At 35.4% G+C, this 23,733-nt stretch carries 16 protein-coding genes; 6 read left to right on the top strand and 10 right to left on the bottom strand.

The features are described from left to right. Positions 1-243: 243 nt before the first annotated feature. The 4 genes from C1631_RS08695 to C1631_RS08680 all read right to left on the bottom strand — a co-directional run bounded on the left by C1631_RS08695 (position 244) and on the right by C1631_RS08680 (position 9,558). Positions 244-1,665, bottom strand: a complete 1,422-nt coding sequence (locus C1631_RS08695; RefSeq protein ID WP_103247566.1) for a SusD/RagB family nutrient-binding outer membrane lipoprotein — start codon at positions 1,663-1,665, stop codon at positions 244-246. Positions 1,666-1,677: 12 nt separating this feature from the next. Next, positions 1,678-4,677: a SusC/RagA family TonB-linked outer membrane protein gene (locus C1631_RS08690; protein WP_109711695.1), complete on the bottom strand. Its 3,000-nt coding sequence runs from the start codon at positions 4,675-4,677 to the stop codon at positions 1,678-1,680. A 418-nt stretch (positions 4,678-5,095) separates the two neighbouring features. Beyond that, entirely contained in the window at positions 5,096-6,526 is a 1,431-nt protein-coding gene (locus C1631_RS08685; RefSeq protein ID WP_103248825.1) for a SusD/RagB family nutrient-binding outer membrane lipoprotein, read from the bottom strand. 5 nt (positions 6,527-6,531) lie between these two features. Continuing rightward, entirely contained in the window at positions 6,532-9,558 is a 3,027-nt protein-coding gene (locus C1631_RS08680) for a SusC/RagA family TonB-linked outer membrane protein (RefSeq protein WP_109711693.1), read from the bottom strand. A 604-nt stretch (positions 9,559-10,162) separates the two neighbouring features. On the opposite strand from C1631_RS08680, the gene rnhB reads away from it, so the two are divergent. Then, a complete protein-coding gene (gene rnhB, locus C1631_RS08675) occupies positions 10,163-10,747 on the top strand; it encodes a ribonuclease HII (protein WP_103250054.1) in 585 nt (194 codons plus the stop codon). Between the two features lie 99 nt (positions 10,748-10,846). Here rnhB and yidC read toward each other — a convergent pair whose 3' ends face one another. From yidC to C1631_RS08660, 3 genes are all read right to left on the bottom strand, one after another. Next, positions 10,847-12,646, bottom strand: a complete 1,800-nt coding sequence (gene yidC / locus C1631_RS08670) for a membrane protein insertase YidC (RefSeq protein WP_109711691.1) — start codon at positions 12,644-12,646, stop codon at positions 10,847-10,849. A 178-nt stretch (positions 12,647-12,824) separates the two neighbouring features. Then, positions 12,825-14,432, bottom strand: a complete 1,608-nt coding sequence (gene pyrG / locus C1631_RS08665; protein ID WP_109711689.1) for a CTP synthase — start codon at positions 14,430-14,432, stop codon at positions 12,825-12,827. 213 nt (positions 14,433-14,645) lie between these two features. Then, on the bottom strand, positions 14,646-15,215 hold the full coding sequence (locus C1631_RS08660) for a YceI family protein (RefSeq protein ID WP_103247368.1): 570 nt from the start codon (positions 15,213-15,215) through the stop codon (positions 14,646-14,648). 139 nt (positions 15,216-15,354) lie between these two features. Here C1631_RS08660 and radA point away from each other — a divergent pair, with 139 nt between their 5' ends. Together radA and C1631_RS08650 are read left to right on the top strand one after the other, a co-directional pair. Continuing rightward, a complete protein-coding gene (gene radA, locus C1631_RS08655) occupies positions 15,355-16,704 on the top strand; it encodes a DNA repair protein RadA (RefSeq protein WP_109711687.1) in 1,350 nt (449 codons plus the stop codon). Between the two features lie 93 nt (positions 16,705-16,797). Next, positions 16,798-17,391, top strand: coding sequence for an acyl carrier protein phosphodiesterase (locus C1631_RS08650; RefSeq protein WP_103247366.1), 594 nt, complete (start codon positions 16,798-16,800; stop codon positions 17,389-17,391). Here C1631_RS08650 and C1631_RS08645 read toward each other — a convergent pair. Continuing rightward, on the bottom strand, positions 17,388-17,831 hold the full coding sequence (locus tag C1631_RS08645) for a DUF6702 family protein (RefSeq protein WP_306461380.1): 444 nt from the start codon (positions 17,829-17,831) through the stop codon (positions 17,388-17,390). The genes C1631_RS08650 and C1631_RS08645 overlap by 4 nt on opposite strands. Positions 17,832-17,961: 130 nt before the next feature. Between C1631_RS08645 and C1631_RS08640 the strand changes: the two genes are divergently transcribed. Beyond that, entirely contained in the window at positions 17,962-18,540 is a 579-nt protein-coding gene (locus tag C1631_RS08640; RefSeq protein WP_103247365.1) for a HupE/UreJ family protein, read from the top strand. A 67-nt stretch (positions 18,541-18,607) separates the two neighbouring features. Beyond that, positions 18,608-20,995, top strand: a complete 2,388-nt coding sequence (locus tag C1631_RS08635) for a M1 family metallopeptidase (protein ID WP_103247364.1) — start codon at positions 18,608-18,610, stop codon at positions 20,993-20,995. Between the two features lie 81 nt (positions 20,996-21,076). On the opposite strand, the gene C1631_RS08630 is transcribed toward C1631_RS08635, so the two are convergent. Both C1631_RS08630 and C1631_RS08625 read right to left on the bottom strand, forming a co-directional pair. Then, the gene (locus C1631_RS08630; RefSeq protein WP_103247363.1) at positions 21,077-21,769 is read right to left on the bottom strand and encodes a LytR/AlgR family response regulator transcription factor; all 693 of its coding nucleotides are present in this window, start codon (positions 21,767-21,769) and stop codon (positions 21,077-21,079) included. Continuing rightward, positions 21,762-22,874, bottom strand: coding sequence for a sensor histidine kinase (locus C1631_RS08625; RefSeq protein ID WP_185144659.1), 1,113 nt, complete (start codon positions 22,872-22,874; stop codon positions 21,762-21,764). The genes C1631_RS08630 and C1631_RS08625 overlap by 8 nt, the downstream gene beginning before the upstream one ends. A gap of 151 nt (positions 22,875-23,025) precedes the next feature. Between C1631_RS08625 and C1631_RS08620 the strand changes: the two genes are divergently transcribed. Then, a complete protein-coding gene (locus C1631_RS08620) occupies positions 23,026-23,712 on the top strand; it encodes a DUF2490 domain-containing protein (RefSeq protein ID WP_103247372.1) in 687 nt (228 codons plus the stop codon). The last annotated feature ends 21 nt before the right edge of the window (positions 23,713-23,733 follow it).

Genomic DNA, 23,733 nt, shown 5'->3' with positions numbered 1-23,733 from the left:
AAACTTTCTTAACAAGTCAAAGAAAAAAAACAAAAAAAATACAAAATCATCACTAAAACACAATAATTAATGTGAAATAATTAAAAAAATATATCAAAAATTAAAATATTAAGAAAAAAAACCAATCAAACGAAGCTTATCACCGCTCTAAATATCATTTTCCAGGAGTAAATAAAATTTCAGATGAGTCCATAAAAAAACCGCCCGAAGGCGGTATAATATGAATGTTGTTAAATGTGTGTGCTAGTTTTTATCCCAGAACAGTTTTGTAGTCGCTTTGTCACCACCAATTTTATCACCGGCAGCTTTTACATTAGCTCCATTCAATACATATTCCTGGTCAGAATAAGGCATTCTGTATGGTACAGAAGATAAGTTTGATTTTGGAGGATTCACAAGAATTGGATAGTCCAAACGTCTTGTAAAGTTCCAGCTTGCAAATCCTTTGTTGAACATCGCAATCCATGCTTGTGTACCAATAGATTGTTTCCAGTTTGCTAAGTTTAAAGGATTGGCAGCTACATATGCATCTGCAACTATTTTACTTATTCCATTTTCTCTCATAGATTCTACCACTGCTGCTGCATAAAGATCAACAGCTGTACCTCCTGCTGCAAATCCCCTTGAAGCTGCTTCAGCTTTTAAGAATGCAACTTCTGCATAACTTAGCAGGTTTGATGCCGTAGTAGCACTTCTGAAGTAAGAGCTCAACTGAGAGAAGTTGGTATAAGGATCATTTAATTCTCCAAAAACACCCCCTTTATACACTCCGTTAACTTTTGTAAACCATACCTCCATTCTTGGATCTGCAAGGTTACTCATTGTCTTGATGGTTAGTTCGCTAGGCAAAAAGTCATTTCTGTTAGAAGCTACCAGGTTATCAAATACTGGATTCGAGAACGTCCCCCCATCATATTTGAATTTGTATGCTTCATCGTCAGAAGAAATAACTCCTGCTGCGATTGCTGACTCAACAGTAGTTTTAGCTAATGCAGGATCAGCATCTGCCAGGTTCATTCCTAATCTTAATTTAATGGAATTTGCAAATTTTCTCCACTTGGTCATATTACCTCCGTATACCAAATCAGCATATCCGGTAGCAGCAGGTTTTATGGTTGCAGTAACCGCATCGATTCTTTTGATCAGATCAAGATAAATGGTTTTAGCATCGTCATATTTTGGAGTTAAAATTTCATCTGGTTTAAATGCCTCAGAATAAGGGACGTCACCGTAAGTATCCACCAAATTTTCCCAAATAAAAATTTCTTCAATTTCTAAGGTAGCTAATTTATTAGCACGAATATCATCAGATTCCACTTCATTTTTCAAATTGGCTTTTGCTTGTCTCAGGTTGTTCATACTGTAAACATACATTCTGTTAAAATGACCACGAGGCTGGTTACGCGTTACCAGGTTATATTGAGTTTCATCCGGATATTGAGTTTCCGCCCATTGCTGTGTAAAAAATCTGTAATTGTTAAAATTTACACTTGGGTTATCCATATAATAGGATGACTGATACAAAGCAGTAGCTAATAAATTATCAGATGGGAGAATTGACGGATGTTTAGTATCATCGTTAAGAGAAGTTAAATCACTTTGACATGAACTTAAAGCCAATCCAATACATGCAGACAACAAACTTATTTTTATAATATTTTTCATTTTTAAAGTAATTTAGAATTTAAATGTGACATTGATCCCAAGGTCTCTTGTCGTTGGCATTGAACCAATAGACCAACCGTAAGAGTTGATACCTCCGCCGACCATAGCTTCAGGATCTGCATATGGTAAATTTTTATGAATAATCCACAGATTTCTTCCTACAATAGAGATTTTTGCATCATAGATTTTAGTCCCTGCCAATACTGATTTTGGAAGGGTATATCCAATACTTGCTTCTCTTAGTTTAATGAAAGAACCATCATAAACAAACTCTCTAGAAGGCTGTGTTTTATATCCTACAGCAGCATTATTATCAGCAAACGGCGATAATCCGATATTGTTTGGAGTACCGTCAGGAAAAACTCCCGGCAAAACGATAGGTTTATCTCTGTAATCTCCTTCAGCTGTCTCTTTATAAAGACCCGATGATAATCCATAATACATATCCGTTGAGAATATATCCCCTCCTTTACGCATATCAATTAAGAAGCTTAAAGAGAATCCTTTATAGCTAAAGCTGTTTCTAATACCTCCAATCCAATCCGGGGTAGTATTACCAATTACCTGATTAGGATTTTGTAAATATTTGCCTGTTTTCGGATCAATAACCTTTTGCCCATTCACATATGTATAATCGGCACCAACCAAAGTTCCCCAAGCTTCACCTACTCTTGCATTTAGAGATACACCACCCTGGAAACTATTCAATAAAAGATTGGTAATTCCTGGATACAAATCGATAACTTCGTTTTTGTTTTTAGACCAGTTAACATCAATATTCCATGTAAAATCTTTTGATTTTATCGGAACTAATCCTAACTGTACTTCAACTCCACTATTATCAATTCTTCCTGCATTAATTACTTTCCCTGTAAATCCGGTTCCTGAAGAAACAGGAAGAGTAATAATCTGGTCAACTGTTTTTGTTTTATAATAAGCAACATCAAGTGTAATTCTGTCTCTTAAAAAGTGTACTTCAGTACCTACTTCAAATTCCTTAGATCGTTGAGGTTTAAGATTAGGATTCGGTTGACTTAATATTGGATTATATATTCCGGTATTAGATAAGATACCTGCAGATCTATAATTGTTAACCAATTGATAAGGGTCTGCTGTCCCCCCTACTTCTGCATAGTTGGCTCTTAATTTCCAAAAATTCATCCAACTTTTAGTATCCAGAATCTCAGACATAATCAACGCTCCTGTTACAGAAGGATAATTGTACACGTTATTACCTGCTGGTAATGTTGAGCTTTGATCTACTCTCCAGGTTCCATCCAGATAGAATTTTTTAAAGAAATCAAATGAGGCAGTAACATAACCTGAGTTGGTTTGTGTGATTGATTCAATTTCATCAGAAGCTAAAGGTGCTTTTTTAGAATTAGATAATGCATAAATTCCCGGTACAACCAATCCTCCTTCCGTGGAAGCATAAACAGAGTTCATATAATTTCGTCTTATATTTCCTCCTACAACCCCAGAAACATTAATATTATCTGTAATGTCAAATTTATAATTTACCATCAAATCATAGTTGGTCTCATTTCTAAGTACATCACGTCTTGCATAACCAGAACCAATTGAATTATTAGATTGCCCAAAAGCCTGTGGAAGAGAGCCAAAAGCTAATCTGTTTTCAGCCATAAGATTTGATCTGTCATATGAAACTTTTCCTGTAACTGTAATATTATCTAATAGATCATATGTTACCTGTGCATACGTAAAGCTTCTGTATCTTTTATCTGACGTATAGTTTTGATAGGCCTGGAAATATGGGTTGTTCCAATAAGCAGGCGCTCCGTTAGCCGCAGATTTTCTGCTCCATGTAACGTTACCATAGTTATTGGCCGCGCTCGCTACTTTAGGATCAACATTCGCTAAGTATATGCTCTCAAGATCGTTCAGATCAACGTTGGTTTGCCACCATTGTCTGAAACCTGTCACAGTATTGTTTGAATACCCTGTAATACTTCTCCCTTTTGTATCCTGCAAAGTCAAGGTAGAATAAAAAGTAGAATGTAATTTAGGAGTCAGATCATAATTAATCTTTAAAGAGAAATTATTTTTATTCAGATGCGAGTTAGGCATTAGCCCGTCAGACATCATATTTTCATATGTAAAGCTGATATTTTTCCCTTTTTGCCCTTTTTCTAACGTTACACTATTGATGTAAGAGGCAGGATTGTTGAAAAACTTAATTGGTCCATTTTTTGCCGCTACCCAAGGAGTTGCTTTTCCTGCATTGGGGGATAGGGGATTAAAAGAATCCCACTGGTACACCATTAGATTAGGATCAAACTTTGGACCCCATGAAGCATCTGCACCAAAGTTAGCGTAATTTAAACCATCAGGTGCCTGTGCTCCGAATTTCTGAGCATATCCGGCACCATATTTTGTCTGATATTCAGGGAAAGTAGATTTATCAATAAATCCTACCTGAATCGCTGATGAAAATGTTACCCCCCAAGATCCATCATCTTTTCCTTTTCCGTTTTTGGTAGTAATGACAATAACCCCATTCAATCCTCTTTCACCATAAAGAGCAGATGCCGCAGCTCCTTTCAGAACATTGATGGATTCAATATCCTCCTGATTAATATCAGATAGGGCATTACCATAGTCAATATTTTTTTCTTGAGTGTAGGTATTGTTAACAGGCGATCCATCAATAACGATGAGTGGATTACCTCCACCTAATGTTTTCACCCCTCTGATCAATAAATTGGAAGATCCTCCAAAATTGTTATTGGTAGTAACATTAAGACCAGCTACTTTACCTGATAACTGCGCAGCAATATTTCCGGTATTTGTGGTTCCATCTGAAAGAGCACCCCCTTTAATTTCCTGGGAAGCATATCCCAAAGATTTTTTCTCTCTCTTGATTCCGAGTGCAGTTACTACGACCCCTTCGATTTCTTTTGTTTTAAGAGTATCTTTCTTTTCCTGAGCATGAGCAACAGCAATAGAGGAAGACAATACCAAAACAAGAAGACCTGTTGTTAGTTTCTTCATATCTAAATTAATTTTGTACGTCACAAATTTGTAAAACTTTCTTAACAACACAAAGAAAAATTGAAAAAAATTAACATTTGTTCAATAATCAAGAAACAAAGACACTAAAAAAGTATTAAATTAAGTTAAAACTAAAATATTTAACAAAATCATCACAAATAAATATTATTTTTTTTTAAGAAACAATAACAATCAATTAAATTGATAATATCTATATATTGCTGAAAACTTCATCCATTAACACATTGCAAATCAATATCATGAAATTAAAAACAGTAAAATCTCTAAATAAGACAATAAAAATATTATGCTCAGCATATTAATTTTATTAACCTTAAATTTTCCCTACAAAGACCTTATTACCAAAAAAAACCGCCCGAAGGCGGTATAATATGAATGTTGTATAAAAAATCAAATATTAATTAACATCCCAGAATATTTTGGTCGTTAATTTATCACCACCGATTGCAGCACTAGCTGCAGCATAATTAGTACCATTGGTGGTAGATTCCAAAGGTGGATACTGAAGTCTTACCGGAACTTTCCCGCCTGCATTAGGAATCGCAGTAGCAGGAGCTACTAATTGCGGGTAATCAAGTCTTCTATAAAAATTCCATGATATCACTGCTTGATTATACATTGCTACCCAAGCCTGTTCTCCAATTGATTTTTTCCAGTTGGAAGCGTCATAAGGATGAGCAGCAAGGTACCCAGCAGCATCAGCCGTTAAATTCCAATCTGTGAAAGAAGAAGTTACAGCAGAATCATACAGTGCTGCCGGAGCCCCTCCAATCCCCCATCTTGCAGCTGCTTCAGCAAGATAAAAAGACACTTCAGTATAACTTAATACAATTCCCGGAGTAGTACTGGTATAAGCAAAACTTCCGGCATTTGAAAACGATGCAAAATCAGCAGGAGCTCCAATTACCTGGCCAATATATACACCGTCAACATCTGTATAATATTCAGCTATTCTTGGGTCATTAGTAGCATTCATATAATCTACCAAAGTTTTTCCACCAACAAAATCATCTCTTGACGCTGTTTCTAAATACATTGGACTTTGATTAGGAGAAGCTGCTAAGTATTGAAATTTACAGTTGTCTGCAGAAGAAGAAAACACTCCACCAGCAATAGCCTGGTTAACTGTTGCCTGGGCTAAAGTTGGATTAACATCAGCCAACGCTATCCCCAATTTTAACAATAAAGAATTTCCAAATTTCTTCCATTTCCCAATATCTCCTTTATAGAAAATATCACCGTTACCAAAAGTACCTCCCGTAGAAGATAATTTATTCACATCAGTATTGAGCCTTGTAATCAAGTCTGCATAAATTGTTGCAGCATTGTCATATTTCGGAAGAGGATATTTATCATTATCCAGCGACTGCGTATAAGGAATATCCCCATAAGCATCTACTAAGACCTGATAGGTATACACTTTCATAATATCCAATATAGCAAGCTGATTATCTCTTTTTGCAGGCCAGGCTGCAGCCTCTGCAAATGTCGGTACATATGCCGTGATTATTTTAGAAGCCTGATTAAGATTCATTAAAACATTTACATAATTATCTCTCCAGACATTATTGGATACATTACGATTAGTAAAGTCATAATTACTCTCATTCACATAAATAGTTTCCTGCCAATATTGCATCATCAACCTGGAATTATTCTCATTAACACTTGGTGTTGTTAAATAATCACTTAATTCTTTTTGTGCATAAGTAAGCAACGGTTCCGGCTGTGTTTCATAACTCGCATGCGGATCCGAGTTGACATCTTCACTGGTTCGACAACCTGCAAACAAAAATGGTAATGTTAATATTATTATATATTTTTTCATAATTTCTAGAAGTTAATTTTTACGTTAAATGAGATATTTCTGGTACCTGGCATAACTCCGGACTGATACCCCTGAATATTACCTGACGACAGACCTGCTTCCGGATCAGCATAAGGAAGATTTTTATGGATAATCCAAAGATTATTACCAATTAAACTCATTGACATCCCTTGTATAAATTTAGAGTTGAAAATCTTTTTATCAAATCTATACGTAATGGCAACCTCTCTTAATTTCACAAAACTAGCATCATAAATATAAGCTGCTCCCGGAAGGTCGGTTTGCAAAACCTGACTCGATTGAGACTTATCCAACCTGATTGTATTTGGAATATAATGTCCTGGATTATTTGGATCAACCATCACCCCAGGCATAATTACACCACCACCATTAGCCAGTGTATTTCTTATTGGATTACCCAAATCATTAAAGCCTACAGAATCAGGATACAAACCTGTTCCATAGCCATAAAATTGATCTAGAGAATACACTTTTCCACCTTGTCTCCAATCTATTAAGAAACTTAGCGACAAGTTTTTATAATTAATAGTATTATTCAAACCAGCTGTCCATCTTGCCTGGAAGCTTCCTTGATCATAAATAGCTTTATCCGTAACCAGATAAGCACCATTTGGCCCCACAATTCTCTGTCCGTTGGAATCATAAACATAATCAGACGTCCAGATTGAACCATAATCACCATTAAGAGGTGCATTAATACTCACCCCTCCCTGAAGAGCTCCGATTGTAATATTTTCAATACCAGGATTTAGTGAAGTAACTTTGGTCCATGGGTTAGACCAGTTTAAGTTCAAATCCCATGAAAAGTTATCAGTTTTAATAGGCGTGGCATTCACACTCACCTCAAAACCTCTTGTGGTCAATTCTCCTGCATTAGCAAACTTAGCCGTCACACCATTTGCAAGGGATACCGGCAATGGAAGAATTTGTTGAAACCCTTTATTTTGAAACCATGAAACATCAAAACCTAAGCGATTATTAAAAAGTCTGGCCTCAATACCAAATTCAATATTCTTAAGACTTTGTGATGTAAGCTCAGGGTTTCTAAGTATTGCATTATAAGCATTTACAAGAACATCCCCAAATGATGGTTGAGATTGATATCTATTTCGCAGTCTGTCTGCTCCCGTATCCGAACCAACCTCGGCATAAGCCGCTCTTATTTTACCAAAATTCAACCAATTCTGTTGTATTAAATTTGAAAACACAACACTTGCAGATACTGAAGGGTACCAATAAACATTATTTCCAGCACTCAATGCTGTAGTCTGGTCTCTTCTATAAGTACCTTCCAAATAGTATGTATTTTTGTACCCTAATGACACCTGACCAAAAACCCCATAGATATATTTGGACAAATCTGAAATTATAGGTCTTGCAGGTGATGAAGCAGAGTTCGCAATTGTATAAAGTCCTGCCACAGAAAGACCACCTGATGTAGACTGTTGATTAGAATAATCCCTTTGCACATTAATATTACCACCTAATAAAGCATTGACATTAAAGTCATCTGTAATATTCTTTTTATAGGTACCAATAAAATCATAGTTTGTTTCAGAGAATTTATATTCACTTAATGCATATCCAGACGGTTGATTTACAACATTTAAACCAAAAGTATTTCCTGTATAAGATCCTACAGCTTTCCTTTCTTCAACCATCATTGTGTATGTGTCTCGTCCTGCTCTGAATAATAAGTTGATATCTTTTGATACATCATAACTCAAACTAAAGTTACCCGCAAAACGATCTTTAGAATCATTCTGATAGTTTTCATATCTCTGAAAATATGGATTATCCCAAAAGGCAGGTCTAAGATCCGTCCTACTTCTCATATTCCATGTATAATTCTTTCCGGACATTTTATACAGGTTTTGCAGATCTTTAATATCTACATTGGTAGGCCACCACTGTCTGAAATTGGTCATAATATTATCATTATAACCCGTTGTATTTCTACCAGTTGTTTTTTGTGTAATATAACTTGCATAGAAATTAGCAGTTAACTTATCTGTCAACTTATAAGAAGCATTTCCTGTAAAGTTATTTTTTATCAATTCACTATTAGGCATAATATCTGTAGCATTGGTATTCGTATAACCGAATCGGTACGTAGCCACATCATTTCCTCCACTGAAAGAGATACTGTTTACATAGTTTGTTGCCTTCTCAAAGAAAGTAATAGGTCCATTTTCTGCCATTTTCCAGGGAGTCAGTTTTCCTTCAGTCGGAGAACCCGGAATAAATGCACCATACTGCCAAACCATTGAACCATCATAAGCAGACCCGTAAGAAGCGTCATTTCCAAAACCTACGATAGGACTCCCCTGATAAGTACCCGGGAAACTACTTCCCCCATATCCCTGTCCGTACTGAGACTGATAGGTAGGAAAGGTTGATTTATCCACAGAAGAAACAGTAATTGAACTGGAAAACTCCATTCCAATACCTTCTTTATTCTTTTTACCTCGTTTAGTTGTAATAATAACCGCACCATTTTGAGCTCGTGCACCATATAATGCTGTTGCCGCAGCACCTTTAAGAACGTTAATAGTCTCAATATCATTCGGATTTATATCTGAAACAGAACTTCCGTAATCATATCCTCCAGCACCATTCGTTTGGTTAGTACTATTGATATTCTTATTCATTACCGGAACCCCATCCACCACAAAGAGAGCCTGGTTATCTCCTAATATTGATTTGTAACCTCTCGTTACAACATTGATAGACCCTCCAAAGTTGGTACTCTGTTTAATTTCCAGACCGGCTACTTTACCGGAAAGGTTGTTCAAAAAGTTTGTCGTTGGATTTTTGTTGACTGCCTCCCCTTTTACTTCCTGGGTAGCATAACCAAGAGATCTTTTCTCTCTTTTGATCCCGAGTGCAGTCACTACAACTCCCTCGATTTCTTTTGTCTTCACGGTATCATTCTTTTTTTCCTGGGCATTTGCAATAGCCACTGAAGAAGTCAACATCAAAACTAGAAGACTGGTTGTTAGTTTCTTCATATCAAATTAATTTTGTATTGTATTCGTACAAATTTGTAAAACTTTCTTAAAATCACAAAGCAATTTCTTAAAAAAATATTAATATTTTAACAATAATCAATAAATGAATTGAAAAAATTATTAAATTAAGTTAAAATCAATCTTTTTAACAAAAACAAAGAAAATTAATCGATATTATATTTTCAAAACATTAATAATATCAATCACACACTTAAATAAGCTTAAAAAAAGCGACAAAACACTGATTACAAGACATTTAAACCATTAATTTCATATTCAAAATCAAAATTCGAAAATATACAATGTCACGCATATATATTTTTTTCATCACCAAAAGGAGAAAAAAAAGGGAGCAAACCGCAAAAAAACAGGAATTCGCCTTGAAAAATAAATTAAGTAATAACAATATCTCAATACATAAAATAAATTAATAACTCAATTGCAATAAAACTTATTTTTCAATACAAAAAATGCAAATAAAATCATAAGTTGCAAATGCTATAAAATTTTAATCTATTTCCCATAAAAAAAATTTATTCAGCTTAAAGAACAAACAAATAAAATTGTTTTTTTTAATTTTACACTTCTTATTTTAAAGTTAAACATGGAATTATTACAAAAGTGGACAGATATTTATATTGAAGCAGGATGCGATGAAGTAGGAAGGGGCTGTCTAAGTGGGCCTGTTGTTGCAGCAGCCGTTATTCTAGATGACAGCTTTAAACAAAACCTGGTTAATGATTCAAAAAAATTAACTTTCAAGACAAGGATGGAGCTTGATAGCTATATAAAAGATAATGTAAAGAATTATGCCATAGCAGAGCTCCCGCCATCCTTCATAGACGAGCACAATATTCTTAATGCAAGCATTCATGCCATGCATTGTGCTCTGGACCGACTCACCATTACTCCCGAACTTATTTTAGTAGATGGTAATAAATTCCATCCTTACAATTATATCCCTCATCAATGCATCATCAAGGGAGATTCAAAAGTCTTATCTATTGCAGCAGCTTCTATCCTGGCTAAAAATTACAGAGATACATTAATGATTGAATTACATGATGAATTTCCGGAGTACGGTTGGGATACTAATTTTGGATACGCTACTAAAAAACATCAGGAAGCCCTTATAAAGCATGGACCAACAAAACATCACAGGCAATCATTCAGATTAAAGTACGATTAAGAGTTTTAAAAAATTTATTCAGGTTTAAGGACTTGACAAGGATTTACAAAAAAAAAGGGAAGCAATTATTTGCTTCCCTTTTTGTATTTTGATCGTAAATTATTTCTTTTTACCTCTCGCCTGCTCCTGAACTTTTTGTTGCTCCTGAGCCTTTTCCATCATTTCTCTCATTCTTTTCTGGAATTTACCTTCCGACTTTGGCTTTTCTTTATTAGCCTGTATCTGAGCATGAATTTTCTTTTCATCTAAAATCCAGTATTTAATAACAAGGATAATTAAAATGTTAATCGCATTGGATACAAAATAATACCAAGAAAGACCGGATGCTGATGTATTTAGGAAGAACAGGAATGTAATCGGGAAAATATACATTAATACCTTCATATTTGGCATTCCTTCCTGCTGTGGTTGTTGCATATTTCCTGAAGTCATTACCGTATAGATTAAAATAACTACAGTACATGCCAAAGCAAAAATACTTAAGTGATCTCCCAAGAAAGGAATTTTAAACGGCAATCTGATCAAATCATCGTAAGCTGTTAAATCTTTCGCAAACCAGAACCCTTGCCCTCGTAAATCGATAAAATTCGGGAAGAAACGGAATAATGCATAGAAAATCGGGATCTGAACCAGCGCCGGCAAACATCCGGCCATCTGATTTACTCCGGCTTTACGATACACCTCCATAGTAGCCTGCTGCTTTTTCATCGGATCAGCATCTTTAAACTTAGCGTTTACCTCATCGATCTCCGGACGAATTACTTTCATCATCGCACTTAGCTTGTGCTGCTTGTACATAATTGGCGATAAAATCAGCTTTACGATAATCGTTAGCAAGAAAATAGCCCAACCTGCAGTTAATCCCCAAGATGCAATGAAATTATACATCGGAATGAAGAAACCACGGTTCATCCATCCAATGAAAGACCATCCTAATGGAAGTATCTCATCAAAATTTTTATCGTATGACTTAAGCAATGGCAAATCCAATGGCATAAAATACCATGTGAAATCCTGATTCAACTCACTTCCCGTCATCTGAACGAAACCTTCGTAGTTGAGTTTCTTCAAAAACTCCCCTTCTTCAACAGACTCCTGATTCCCTTTACTTTGGGTAAATCCGTTCTTGGCTTCAATTACAGAAGTAAAGAACTGTTGTTTCACACCAATCCAATTAAGCGTTTCTTTTTCTTCATTCATTGTTGTTCTTCCATCATAATCATAATCTTTATAATTATTGAAAGCATATGCAAATTCTGTATGAGATTGTTCCTGAGCTCTACCTTTTTCAAGATTTCTTACATTGTAATCCCAGATAAAATCTGCTTTATTATCAGCCGTAATTTTAGAAAGCCCCTGAGTTCTCACTTTAAAATCCAGGGTATATTTTGGAAGAAGGGTATAGATAAACTGAATCACAGCTCCGTTATAATCAGCTGTTAATGTTACTGCATTTCCATTAACTGTTGGTGCAAAAACTAAATCTTTAGTATTGATTACCTTACCCGTTTTGTCTTTAAACTGGAATCCGTAATTGGAGTTGTTTTTATTGATCAGATAAAGAGGTTGATCTGCATTATCTGTTTTATGATTGTATGCTTTATACTTTACAAGTTCTACTCTTGAAACCTGTCCTCCCAGACTTGAAAACTCTAATTTCAATTCATTATTTCCCAGACTGGCGGTCTGAATAGCATTTGGAGTTACATTTGGATTGATATTAGTTGCCTGAGTTGGTTTTACAGCTGTTTTCGCCTGTTCAGTTTTCTGCTGCTGAGCTTTTAACTCCTCTTCTTTCGCTTGTTTGTTCTGGAAATAGAACATAAAACCGAAGAGAACAAGGCATAAAACCGCGAAACTAATCATTTGTTTCTTATCGATTCCGTTGTTTTGTTGCATTTTATTTTATATTAAAATTTTAAATTTAAAATGTACATCGTTGTGTACATTATTTGAGCTGACAAAAATACTGTTTTTTTATCAAAACTCTATGCTTTACCATGTTACTATATAATAAACTCAAGCTGAGAATAATCAGCCTGAGTTTATGTTTAGACGTTTATGATAAAAATTTACCTTATTTCTTTTCGCAAGCTTTGATGAAAGCTCTGAATAGAGGATGCGGAGTGGCAACCGTACTCTTATATTCCGGGTGATACTGCACTCCTACATAGAACGGATGATCAGGCATCTCAAGAGCCTCTACCAGTCCTGTTTCAGGGTTTGTACCAGTAGCAAGGAAACCATTCTTCTCAAATTCCTGAAGATATTCACTGTTGAATTCATAACGGTGACGGTGTCTTTCAGAAATATTTTTGCTTCCATAGATATCTGAAAGTTTGGAACCGTTTTTCAGAGCACATTTCCATGCTCCAAGACGCATTGTTCCTCCTTTATCTACCACATTTTTCTGTTCTTCCATTAGTGAGATTACAGGATCCGGAGTAGCGGTATCAAATTCCATTGAATTGGCTTTTGTGTGCCCAAGAACATTTCTTGCAAATTCAATCGTCATGATCTGCATTCCAAGACAAATTCCCAACATTGGAATTTTGTTTTCTCTTGCATACTTTGCCGTAAGAACTTTTCCTTCAATTCCTCTGTCACCAAAACCTGGAGCGACAAGAATACCGTTCACACCTTTCAGTGTATCTTTAATATTTTCTTCTGTGATATCACCACTGTAAACCCATCTTACTTTCACCTCGGTTTCAAGATCAGCTCCTGCATGTTTGAAAGCTTCCGCAATTGAAATATAGGAATCCTGAAGGGAAATATATTTTCCTACCAATGCGATTTCAACAGTTTTCTTAGGATTCTGGAATTTCTTAAGGAAATTTTTCCAGTCCTTAAGATCAGCTGTTTTGTCGCTTTTCAGATCCAGTTCCTTCAATACTACATCATCAAAATTTTGCTTCTGAAGATACATTGGAACTTCATAAATTGTTTCCAGATCTTTACATTCGATAACATTATCTAAAGGTACATTACAGAATTGTGCTAATTTTGCTCTCTGATCTTTTGGAATTTTATGCTCTGTTCTGCAAACCAATACATCAGCCATAATTCCACTTTCCATCAATTGACGAACAGAATGCTGTGATGGTTTTGTTTTTAATTCTCCACTTGAAGCCAGATAAGGCAATAAAGTCAGGTGAATGACCATAGAATTACTTTCTCCCAATTCCCATTTCAACTGACGAACAGTTTCAATGTATGGTAAAGATTCAATATCCCCTACCGTTCCTCCGATCTCAGTAATAATGATATCGTAGTTTTGTTTTGAAAGAATTTTAATTCTACGCTTAATTTCGTTAGTAATATGAGGAATTACCTGAACTGTTTTTCCAAGGAAATCTCCTTTTCTTTCTTTTTCGATGACAGTCTGGTAGATTTTTCCTGTAGTAACATTGTTATTTTGGGATGTAGGCGCATCCAGATAGCGTTCGTAGTGACCTAAATCCAGATCCGTCTCCGCACCATCTTCAGTCACATAGCATTCTCCATGCTCATAAGGATTCAAAGTTCCCGGGTCGATATTGATATACGGATCAAGTTTTTGGATGGTTACGTTAAAACCGCGTGATTTTAGCAATAGTCCCAGAGAAGCAGACACGATTCCTTTTCCCAAAGATGAAGTTACACCTCCTGTCACAAAGATGTACTTTGTATTCTTTTTACTCATTAGATTAGGTTTGTGCAAAGTTATGGGAAAAAGAAATACAAAGCAATCTTTTGCATTTTGAAAATAAGAAAACAGCCTTCAAACAGGTATTAAACCTCATTATTTTTTTTAATTATTGTAAAATAAAAAAATCCTGTTTTAATTTCTATGATAGAAATTAAAACAGGATTTCCATACGTTTGGAAAACCCTTTTAAAATAATAAAATTTAACTTTATTTTTTAACTAACTCAAGGTAGACATTGATATCAACATCTTTAGCAATGCCAAGTCCTTTTTCATCATAATTGATATTGTATTGTAAACGGTCAATCGTAAACTTTGCCTGCAATCCCATGATTTCTTTTCCGTCTTTATTTTTTGTAATCCCGCCAAATGTTACAGGAATACTTATTTCTTTAGTTACATCTTTAATTGTTAATTTCCCTTTAATAATATACCCGTTATTTTTATCTTTTACAACAGAGTTACTTTCAAACAACATTTCGGGATACTGTCCTGCGGCAAAAAATTCATTGCTTTTAAGATGGTTATCTCTCATTTCAACTCCCGTATTGATGGTTTCAGTAGCTACAGATATATTGATTGAGGCATTATCAAGATTCGCACCCTTTGTCATTACTTTACCGGCAAACTTATCAAATCTTCCCTGAACAAAACTTATTCCCATATGCTTAATATTAAAATTGAAAGAAGAGTGCATGGGATCTATTTCCCAGTTATTTTGTGCAAAGCTCATTATACTCAACAGTACAAATACGAAAGATAAAAGCAGTTTTTTCATTGTAATTATATTTTATATTAATATTTTAATTCGATAAAGCGAATATATGAAAGATATTTCTAGCATTAATCTCTATATTTTGTTAATATTATATGGAGTTAAATTTCTAAAGAAAAATGCTTTTTTATAACTTCGCAGTATGGCAAAACTGAAAACAGCATATTTCTGTCAAAACTGCGGAAGTCAATATTCCCAATGGATGGGGCAATGCAAAAATTGTGGACAATGGAATACTTTAGTGGAAGAAATTGTTGAAAAACCCTCCCACAAAAACCCTCCTTTTTCAAAATCCAAACAACATGTTATCAACATTGTTGAAGTTGAAACCATTGAGGAACCAAGAATAAAAACTCCGTCTGAAGAATTGAACCGTGTTTTGGGTGGTGGTATTGTTTTAGGCTCCGTGACCTTAATCGGGGGTGAACCCGGAATCGGAAAATCTACCCTTCTGCTTCAGCTTGCCTTAAAAATGAAGAAAAAAATCTTCTATGTTTCCGGTGAGGAGAGTGCCTCTCAAATTAAAATGAGAGCAGACAGGCTTAGTGACATCCAGAATCCTAACTGTTTTCTATTTACCGAAACATCTCTTGAAAAAATTCTTCATGAAGCCAAAAAACTGGAGCCCGATTTCATGATCATCGACTCTATTCAAACTCTTCAATCTCAATTGATCGAAAGCTCTCCGGGAACTGTTTCCCAGATACGGGAATGCTCCAATGAAATCATTAAATATGCCAAGGAAAACAATATTCCTGTATTCCTCGTTGGCCACATCACTAAAGATGGCCAAATCGCAGGACCGAAAGTACTGGAACACATGGTAGATGTTGTCTTGAATTTTGATGGAGACAGAAATCACCTTTTCAGACTATTGAGAGCCAATAAAAACCGTTTTGGATCCACTTCTGAAATAGGAATTTATGAAATGATTTCCCAGGGACTAAAAGAAATTAAAAACCCCTCTGAAATTCTTATCACTAAAAAATTTGAAGAATTATCCGGAAATTCTGTTGCCGTTACCCTGGAAGGAAACAGACCTATGCTTTTAGAGATTCAGGCACTGGTAAGTACAGCGGTATATGGTACCCCACAAAGAAGTTGTACAGGTTTTGATTCCAAAAGGCTGAATATGCTTCTTGCTGTTTTAGAAAAAAGAGCAGGATTTCAATTGGGATCTAAAGATGTATTCCTGAATATCACCGGAGGTATCAAAACGGATGATCCCGCCCTGGATCTTGCTGTTATTGCCTCTGTTCTTTCCTCCAATGAGGACATTGCTATTTCTGAACATTATTGCTTTGCCGGAGAAATAGGGCTAAGTGGTGAAATTCGTCCGGTTGCTCAAATTGAACAAAGAATTACAGAAGCTGAAAAGCTTGGATATGAAAAGATATTTGTCTCCAATCTTAATAAAATTCCGAAAAGAAAATTTGGAATCAAGATTGAAGAAGTGAGTAAGATTGAAGATTTTCACGAAAGACTTTTTTAATTGAAAATGGAGAATGGAGAATGGAAAGTTGAGAAATGGGAATAGGAATCTATCAATAGTATCTTTTACCTTTTTAATTCATATCTTTAATCTATGAATTATCTGGCTCATTCTTTTCTTTCTTTCACCGACGGACAGATCGTAGGGCAATTTCTCGAAGACTTTATCCGTAACAGAGATCGTTTTACCTTTCCAAAAGACATTCAGGATGGAATTACCCTGCATAGGGCGATTGACACGTTTACTGATTCCCACCCAGCCATTCACGAAGCTAAAAAAGTATTTGCTCCTTTGGTAAGATTGTATGCGGGAGCATTTGTAGATGTTTCCATGGATTATTTTGTAGCCAATGATCTGAGTTTACACTCTCTTGCAGAATGGAAATCTCATTCACTCAGGGTATATCGCGTATTGAATGAACATGAAGAATGGCTACCTGAAAATTTTAAAAGAATGCTTGCTAAAATGGAACAGGACGACTGGTTGTACAATTACCGTGAAGACTGGGGGATTAAGTTCAGCATTCAGAATGTGTTGAACAAAGCAAAATACCTTGATAAGGACATTCCCGTTTTTGAAGCTTTTCTGGAACATAAAGATATTCTTCAAAAATGTTATAATGACTTCTTTCCTGACCTGTTGGATCATACCAAAGGGATCAATAGTTTACTTCAACTCGAAAATTAAAACTGATGGTACATATACCGGTTGGGATATGAAAGCTTTTCGCTTTTCCGCTGTCCCCCAACAATAATATGTACAATATTCATCTGATCATCAAACAGATTATATAAAAAGCTTACCGCTGTTTCTACCTTTCTAGGACTGGATACTGGCTCAGATTCAAGAAAGACGTTCACAGCTTCCTGATCTTCTTCATACCCAATATAGTTCATTTTTAAAAACTTATTATCTGTTTTTAGTTTAAAATACTCCTGACAATATTTTTGTAAAGCTTCGTTGATATTAGCTTTATATTTTTCATCATTAAAATGAAAAGAGCCGGCATATTTTTTACTTAACCCATTCTCCAGGTCATCTAAGAAGAATCTTCCGGTGACTTCAAAAGTTTTAGATTTTGAATTGTAATTAATCTCTACAGAACCTACATGGTAAGGGTGCTTCATTGTAGTAAAAGACAATAAACAAAAGGTAAGAATCAAAAACAACCAAAAATTCTTCATAAACCCTAACATAGAAATAAAATTTGTCCGAAATTAATCATTATTTTCGTACGCATTATATTTTAATACCATGATGCAGGATTTTCTCTTTTATTTACACCTTGGTTGGGAACATATTATTTCTTTAGATGCCTTAGATCATCAGCTGTTTGTACTGGCCTTAATTGCTGTTTATTCTTATAGTGACTGGAAAAAAATCCTGATCCTTGTAACCGCATTTACGATCGGCCATTCTATTACGCTAGCCTTAAGTATTCTTGATGTTTTCAGAGTTCCTTCTGATTGGGTTGAGTTTTTAATTCCATTGACAATTGTTTTGACTTCACTGGATAATATTGTCATGAAAAACCAAAAACAAACCCTGATGCGTGCTAATTACTATCTTGCCCTCATCTTTGGGCTTATTCATGGGATGGGATTTGCCAATACAGCCAGGGTTATGATTGCAAAAAGTCAGAGTATTGCTGTTCCTTTATTAGGTTTCAATATTGGTTTGGAATTGGGGCAAATAGTCATTGTTCTCGCTATCTTAATGCTGCTATTTATCCTGCTGAAAGTTTTTAAAGTCAATAAAAAGGATTGGATCCTGTTTGTATCCTCGGGAGTATTTGCATTATCACTTAAAATGGCATTAGAAAGAATTCCTTTCTAAACGTGAAATATTTTCAAAATTTCAACCGCTTATTGTTATCTTTGACAATTATTAAATCACTTCGGTTATGAAACTAAAAGTTTGTATACTTTCACTTTCTGTATTTGCCTATACAGGTTTCACCGCACAAAATATTCAGAATAACCCTGGCAGCAACCACGGAAACAAGTTTGAACAGTTGGGAAGTATTCTCCCGACACCCAATATTTACAGGACTGCTTCAGGAGCTCCCGGACATGGATACTGGCAAAACAGGGCAGACTACAATATTTCTGCTTATCTTGATGAAGACAAAAGAAATCTGAAAGGTTCTGAAACGGTAACCTACTACAATAACTCACCGGACGAACTGGATTACATCTGGCTTCAGCTGGATGAAAATGAGCATTCAAGCATCAAAAATGCAGGATATGACAACTCAAGTATTCTTCGTCCTACCACCACCGATCAACAATTAAAAGTCACGGAACTTCCTGTTAAAGATAATGGCTATGGGGTCAACCTTGAAAAAGTAACGGATGCTTCCGGTACTCCATTAAAATATACAGTCAACAAAACAATGATGCGTATTGACCTTCCAAAAGTTTTGAAAAAGGGAGAAAAATTTGTTTTCAAGGTAGACTGGAATTACAATATCGGAAACCGGATCAAAATGGGAGGTCGTGGCGGCTATGAAAATTTCCCGGAAGACGGTAATGATCTGTACACCATGGCTCAATGGTATCCGAGGATGTGTGTATACAGTGATTTTCAGGGATGGCAAAACCATCAGTTTACAGGAAGAGGAGAATTTGCTTTGGTGTTCGGAGATTTTAAAGTATCAATGAACGTTCCGGCAGATCATATTGTAGGAGGTACGGGAGAATGTAAAAATTATGATCAGGTTTTAAATTCAGATCAACTTTCAAGATACAGAAAAGCAGAAAGTGCTTCTGAACCGATAGAAATAGTCACCTTGGATGAGGCTAAAAAGGCAGAGAAAAATCATTCAAAACAAAGAAAGACATGGGTTTTTGAAGCCAATAATGTAAGAGATTTTGCATGGACTTCTTCAAGAAAATTCGTGTGGGACGGAATGCGTGTCACAATTCCTGAAAACAACAACAAAGTAATGGCAATGAGCTTTTATCCTAAAGAATCTTATGGTCTTTATAGAAAGTTTTCTACAAAAGCCGTAGCTCATACCATTAAAACATATTCAGAATTTACGATTCCTTATCCATATCCGGTAGCTCAATCTGTAGAAGCGGCCAGCGGAATGGAATATCCAATGATTTGTTTTAATTTCGGAAGAACCGAAAAAGACGGAACGTATTCTGAAGGGACTAAAAACGGAATGATCGGAGTTATTATCCATGAAGTAGGACATAATTTTTTCCCAATGATCATCAACTCAGATGAAAGACAATGGGCATGGATGGATGAAGGGTTGAATACATTCACAGAATACCTTACGGAAGAAAAATGGGATAATAAATTCCCTTCCAAAAGAGGACCGGCATGGACGATTGTTGACTATATGAAACTTCCGAAAGACCAGTTGGAGCCTATTATGAGCAATTCAGAAAATATTGTTCAGTATGGTCCGAATGCCTATTCAAAACCTGCTACAGGATTGAATATTCTTCGTGAAACCATCATGGGAAGAGAGCTATTTGATAAAGCATTTAAAACATATGCCAAAAGATGGGCTTTCAAACATCCTGAACCTGCGGATCTTTTCCGTACGATGGAAGATGCCAGTGGTGAAGACCTCGACTGGTTCTGGAGAGGATGGTTCTACGGAACAGATCCTGTAGATATCGCCATTGATAAAGTAACGGTAGCGACCCCTAACCTGGAAACCAATCCAAAAGCAGCGGCTGAAGTAAAATATCAGGTTGAAAAGCCTTTGGCCAGCAGCTTTGATGACATTTCAAAAATCAGAAACAGAGAAGACAAAAACATTACGTTCTATGTTGACAAAGATAAAGAAGCTCAGGATTTCTACTACCGATATGACAGAGGACAGGAAAAAGTGGATAACAATAAAGAATATTCAATCAAAACGGAAGCTTCTCTTCCATTAGATGCAAAAGATAAAGATAAGTTTAAAAATATTACCGCTTACCAGATTGATTTTGCAAACAAAGGAGGTCTTGTAATGCCTATTATCCTTGAATTTACTTTTGAAGATGGCACCAAATTATATGATAAATCTTCTGCGCAGATCTGGAGACTGAATGAACAAAAGGTTTCTAAAACCTATTATTTTGATAAAAAGCTGGCATCTATCCAACTTGATCCGATGAAGGAAACTGCAGATATAGATACTTCCAATAATTTCTGGAGCAATACAGGTGGAAATGCAGAAGTTTCCAAATTTCAGTTATTCAAACAAAAACAGGACGGAGGTTCTGTGAGAGGGGGCTCAACCGGAAAGGTTAATCCAATGCAGGCAGCTGGAAAAAGCTAGCATATGACTCTTAACAATTAAAATATTTAAAAGTTCACTTTATTTAAGTGAACTTTTTTCTTTTCCACCCCTTTTCAGTAATCAACCGAGATACTCTTTGACCAACTTTTTATAAGTCCTGCCCAGCGGAAGCTGCTCTCCTCCATTCAGATGTACATGGTGAGAATCATAGGATTTGATGTGGGATGATAATACAATATAGGATTTATGGATTCTGATAAATCCGAAACTTTGAAATTTCTCTTCAAAATTAGACATTCTCTCTAGGATCATGTACTTTTTTAATGAGGTGATCAGGGTAATATATTCTCCAAAACCCTGAATCCAGAGAATATCTTTTAAGAAGACTTTATTCATCACATAATTAGATTTGAACATGATATAATCTTCCTGCTGACTGGCTGAATTTTTAAAATGCAAAAAATCTTTTGCTTTATGAATGGCTTTTTTAAAGGTATCAAAATCCACAGGTTTTACCAGGTAATGAACGACATCCAGTTCAAATGCCTTTACAGCATACTTCACTTCCAAAGTCAGGAAAATACAAAGAGGGCGGTAAGGAAGTTGTTGGAGAAGCTCCACCCCGTTGATCCGGGGCATGTTGATATCGAAAATAACCAGATCTACCTGATTGGCTGTAAGGAATTCGAGTGCCTTTTCAGGGTCCTGAAACGATGCCAGCAGTTCTACCCCTTCCATCCGGGTACAATATTGCTTGACCAGCTGCAATGCCGGATATTCATCATCAACATTTACTACTGTTAGATTAGCCATTTACTTTAATTTTTAAAATAATTTTATACTGGTCATTTTTTTCCGGTTCTGAAATAAAATCAAAACATCCGGGATAAAATTTTTCTAATATATGAATAACCGCATCATTTCCCAACCCATGATAACCTGTTTCAACAGAATGTCTCTGATATTGAGTGACTGAATTAATAATTTTAAAAATCAATTCGGACTGTTCGATTCTGCATGACAGTCTAATAAAGCTGTTCTCATCCTCTCCTATAGCAGAATGCTTTAATGCATTTTCGAATAAAGTAAGTAATATCGAAGGCGGAATTTCCACAATATCAAATTCTTCCTGCCCGGGAATATCCAATGTAATATCAAGCCGGTTATTATACTTCAGCTGGTATAAAGAAGCTAGCGCTTTCAAAGAAGAAAACTCCTGAGCGACACTTATTTTTTCTTTGCCACTATCATAAATAATATACTGTAAAAGCTTACTCAACTGCAAAATAGAATCTGAAGTTTTCTCAGAATAAGTGAAACTATTGGCGTACATATTATTGAGGGTATTCAACAAAAAATGCGGGTTGAGTTTAGACTTCAGAAGGTCCAGATACAGCTGTTCTTTTTCTTCACCAAGCTCTATCACGTCCTGCTCTATCAGAAATTTATCTTTGGTAATTCCCAAAAAGGAAGCGACAAGAATAACAATTCCCTGAGAAATATACACATTATACAGAAAGCCTATATGATAGCCTTTCGGAGAAAAATCCATTTCGAATACTGCCGGTTCCCATAGAATTCTAAAAAGACTGGAAACTAAAAAACAGATTAAAGCATATAATATAAACTCAGGATACTTATTTGATAAATAAAAATAAGGAACCAGATAATAATACACCAAATAATAGATCCCAATGTTAAAAATTACATTCAAAATAATACTCCAAATCAATTCATAAGAATCAAGAAAGTAGTTTTCGGTAAAATAAGTGATCAGAATGAAGACAAAAAAGAAAAAAATATGCTGAAACCTCAATAAAAATTTCCAACGGTACTTCATCAAACTTTCAAGAATCTTTCCACTAAACAAGATCCTGATAATCAACAATATGATTACAAAATTTACAATTAAAAACATATTTTAACTCCTATTTTGAGCTTTATCAAATATACCATCTTTTTATCTCAAAATGCAGTTCGTTGATAAAAACTGCCATTGATTGAAAAATTCAATAGCCGCTTCTTCTAATAAATATATTTGAAAGACTTCAATGTTAATCAAATATTATATGAATCTTACTATAAAATTAATCGTCACTTTTTTATTGATTCTTATCAACAGTCTTAGGGTAAAAAGCCAAAGTATTGATAATTACAATATGTGGTATCAATACATCATGAATTCTAAGCTGAGCGATAAGACTACTTTAACGGCCCTTTCTCAATACAGATCATTTGATCTTGCGGGAGATGGAAGATTATTTCTTGTCAATGCCTATCTGGAACATGAAGTTGCTCCCGGTGTAGAAGCCGGTGCAGGAGGGATGTTTCTTATATTAAACTCTTATAATTCAAAAAGAGAGAAAGTAACCCGATATGAAACAAGACCTTTTCAACAGGTTACCCTGACAGGACACATCGGACGAACATTGGTAAACCATCGGTTTCGTGTGGAAGAACGTTTCCTGACAAATCCGGATGAATTTAAAGTAAGGCTAAGGTATCTTCTCTCCATGAGGATTCCTTTCGGGAAGGTTGGAAAATATTATGGTATTTTAAAAAATGAAATCCGAATCAACGCTACCAAAACAGATATATTCGACAGCAACCGTATTACTGCAGGACTTGGAATAAAGATAAGCAAAGCTTCTGCTATAGAACTGGCTTACATTAATCAGCTTGGAAGCTTCAGAACAGATAATTATGCCTATATCGGCTTCAGGAACTCCTTTGACTGGAGAAAGAAAAATCAATAAAAACATCACTCATAAATCGAT

Source organism: Chryseobacterium phosphatilyticum (assembly GCF_002899825.2).
Classification (GTDB): Bacteria; Bacteroidota; Bacteroidia; order Flavobacteriales; family Weeksellaceae; genus Chryseobacterium; species Chryseobacterium phosphatilyticum.
This window is presented reverse-complemented; position numbering and strand designations above follow the sequence as displayed.

Excerpts from the sequence above, each read along its gene's own strand:
- C1631_RS08695 (WP_103247566.1), bottom strand. The coding sequence starts at position 1,665 with ATGAAAAATATTATAAAAATAAGTTTGTTGTCTGCATGTATTGGATTG.
- C1631_RS08690 (WP_109711695.1), bottom strand. The coding sequence starts at position 4,677 with ATGAAGAAACTAACAACAGGTCTTCTTGTTTTGGTATTGTCTTCCTCT.
- C1631_RS08685 (WP_103248825.1), bottom strand. The coding sequence starts at position 6,526 with ATGAAAAAATATATAATAATATTAACATTACCATTTTTGTTTGCAGGT.
- C1631_RS08680 (WP_109711693.1), bottom strand. The coding sequence starts at position 9,558 with ATGAAGAAACTAACAACCAGTCTTCTAGTTTTGATGTTGACTTCTTCA.
- rnhB (WP_103250054.1), top strand. The coding sequence starts at position 10,163 with ATGGAATTATTACAAAAGTGGACAGATATTTATATTGAAGCAGGATGC.
- yidC (WP_109711691.1), bottom strand. The coding sequence starts at position 12,646 with ATGCAACAAAACAACGGAATCGATAAGAAACAAATGATTAGTTTCGCG.
- pyrG (WP_109711689.1), bottom strand. The coding sequence starts at position 14,432 with ATGAGTAAAAAGAATACAAAGTACATCTTTGTGACAGGAGGTGTAACT.
- C1631_RS08660 (WP_103247368.1), bottom strand. The coding sequence starts at position 15,215 with ATGAAAAAACTGCTTTTATCTTTCGTATTTGTACTGTTGAGTATAATG.
- radA (WP_109711687.1), top strand. The coding sequence starts at position 15,355 with ATGGCAAAACTGAAAACAGCATATTTCTGTCAAAACTGCGGAAGTCAA.
- C1631_RS08650 (WP_103247366.1), top strand. The coding sequence starts at position 16,798 with ATGAATTATCTGGCTCATTCTTTTCTTTCTTTCACCGACGGACAGATC.
- C1631_RS08645 (WP_306461380.1), bottom strand. The coding sequence starts at position 17,831 with ATGAAGCACCCTTACCATGTAGGTTCTGTAGAGATTAATTACAATTCA.
- C1631_RS08640 (WP_103247365.1), top strand. The coding sequence starts at position 17,962 with ATGCAGGATTTTCTCTTTTATTTACACCTTGGTTGGGAACATATTATT.
- C1631_RS08635 (WP_103247364.1), top strand. The coding sequence starts at position 18,608 with ATGAAACTAAAAGTTTGTATACTTTCACTTTCTGTATTTGCCTATACA.
- C1631_RS08630 (WP_103247363.1), bottom strand. The coding sequence starts at position 21,769 with ATGGCTAATCTAACAGTAGTAAATGTTGATGATGAATATCCGGCATTG.
- C1631_RS08625 (WP_185144659.1), bottom strand. The coding sequence starts at position 22,874 with ATGTTTTTAATTGTAAATTTTGTAATCATATTGTTGATTATCAGGATC.
- C1631_RS08620 (WP_103247372.1), top strand. The coding sequence starts at position 23,026 with ATGAATCTTACTATAAAATTAATCGTCACTTTTTTATTGATTCTTATC.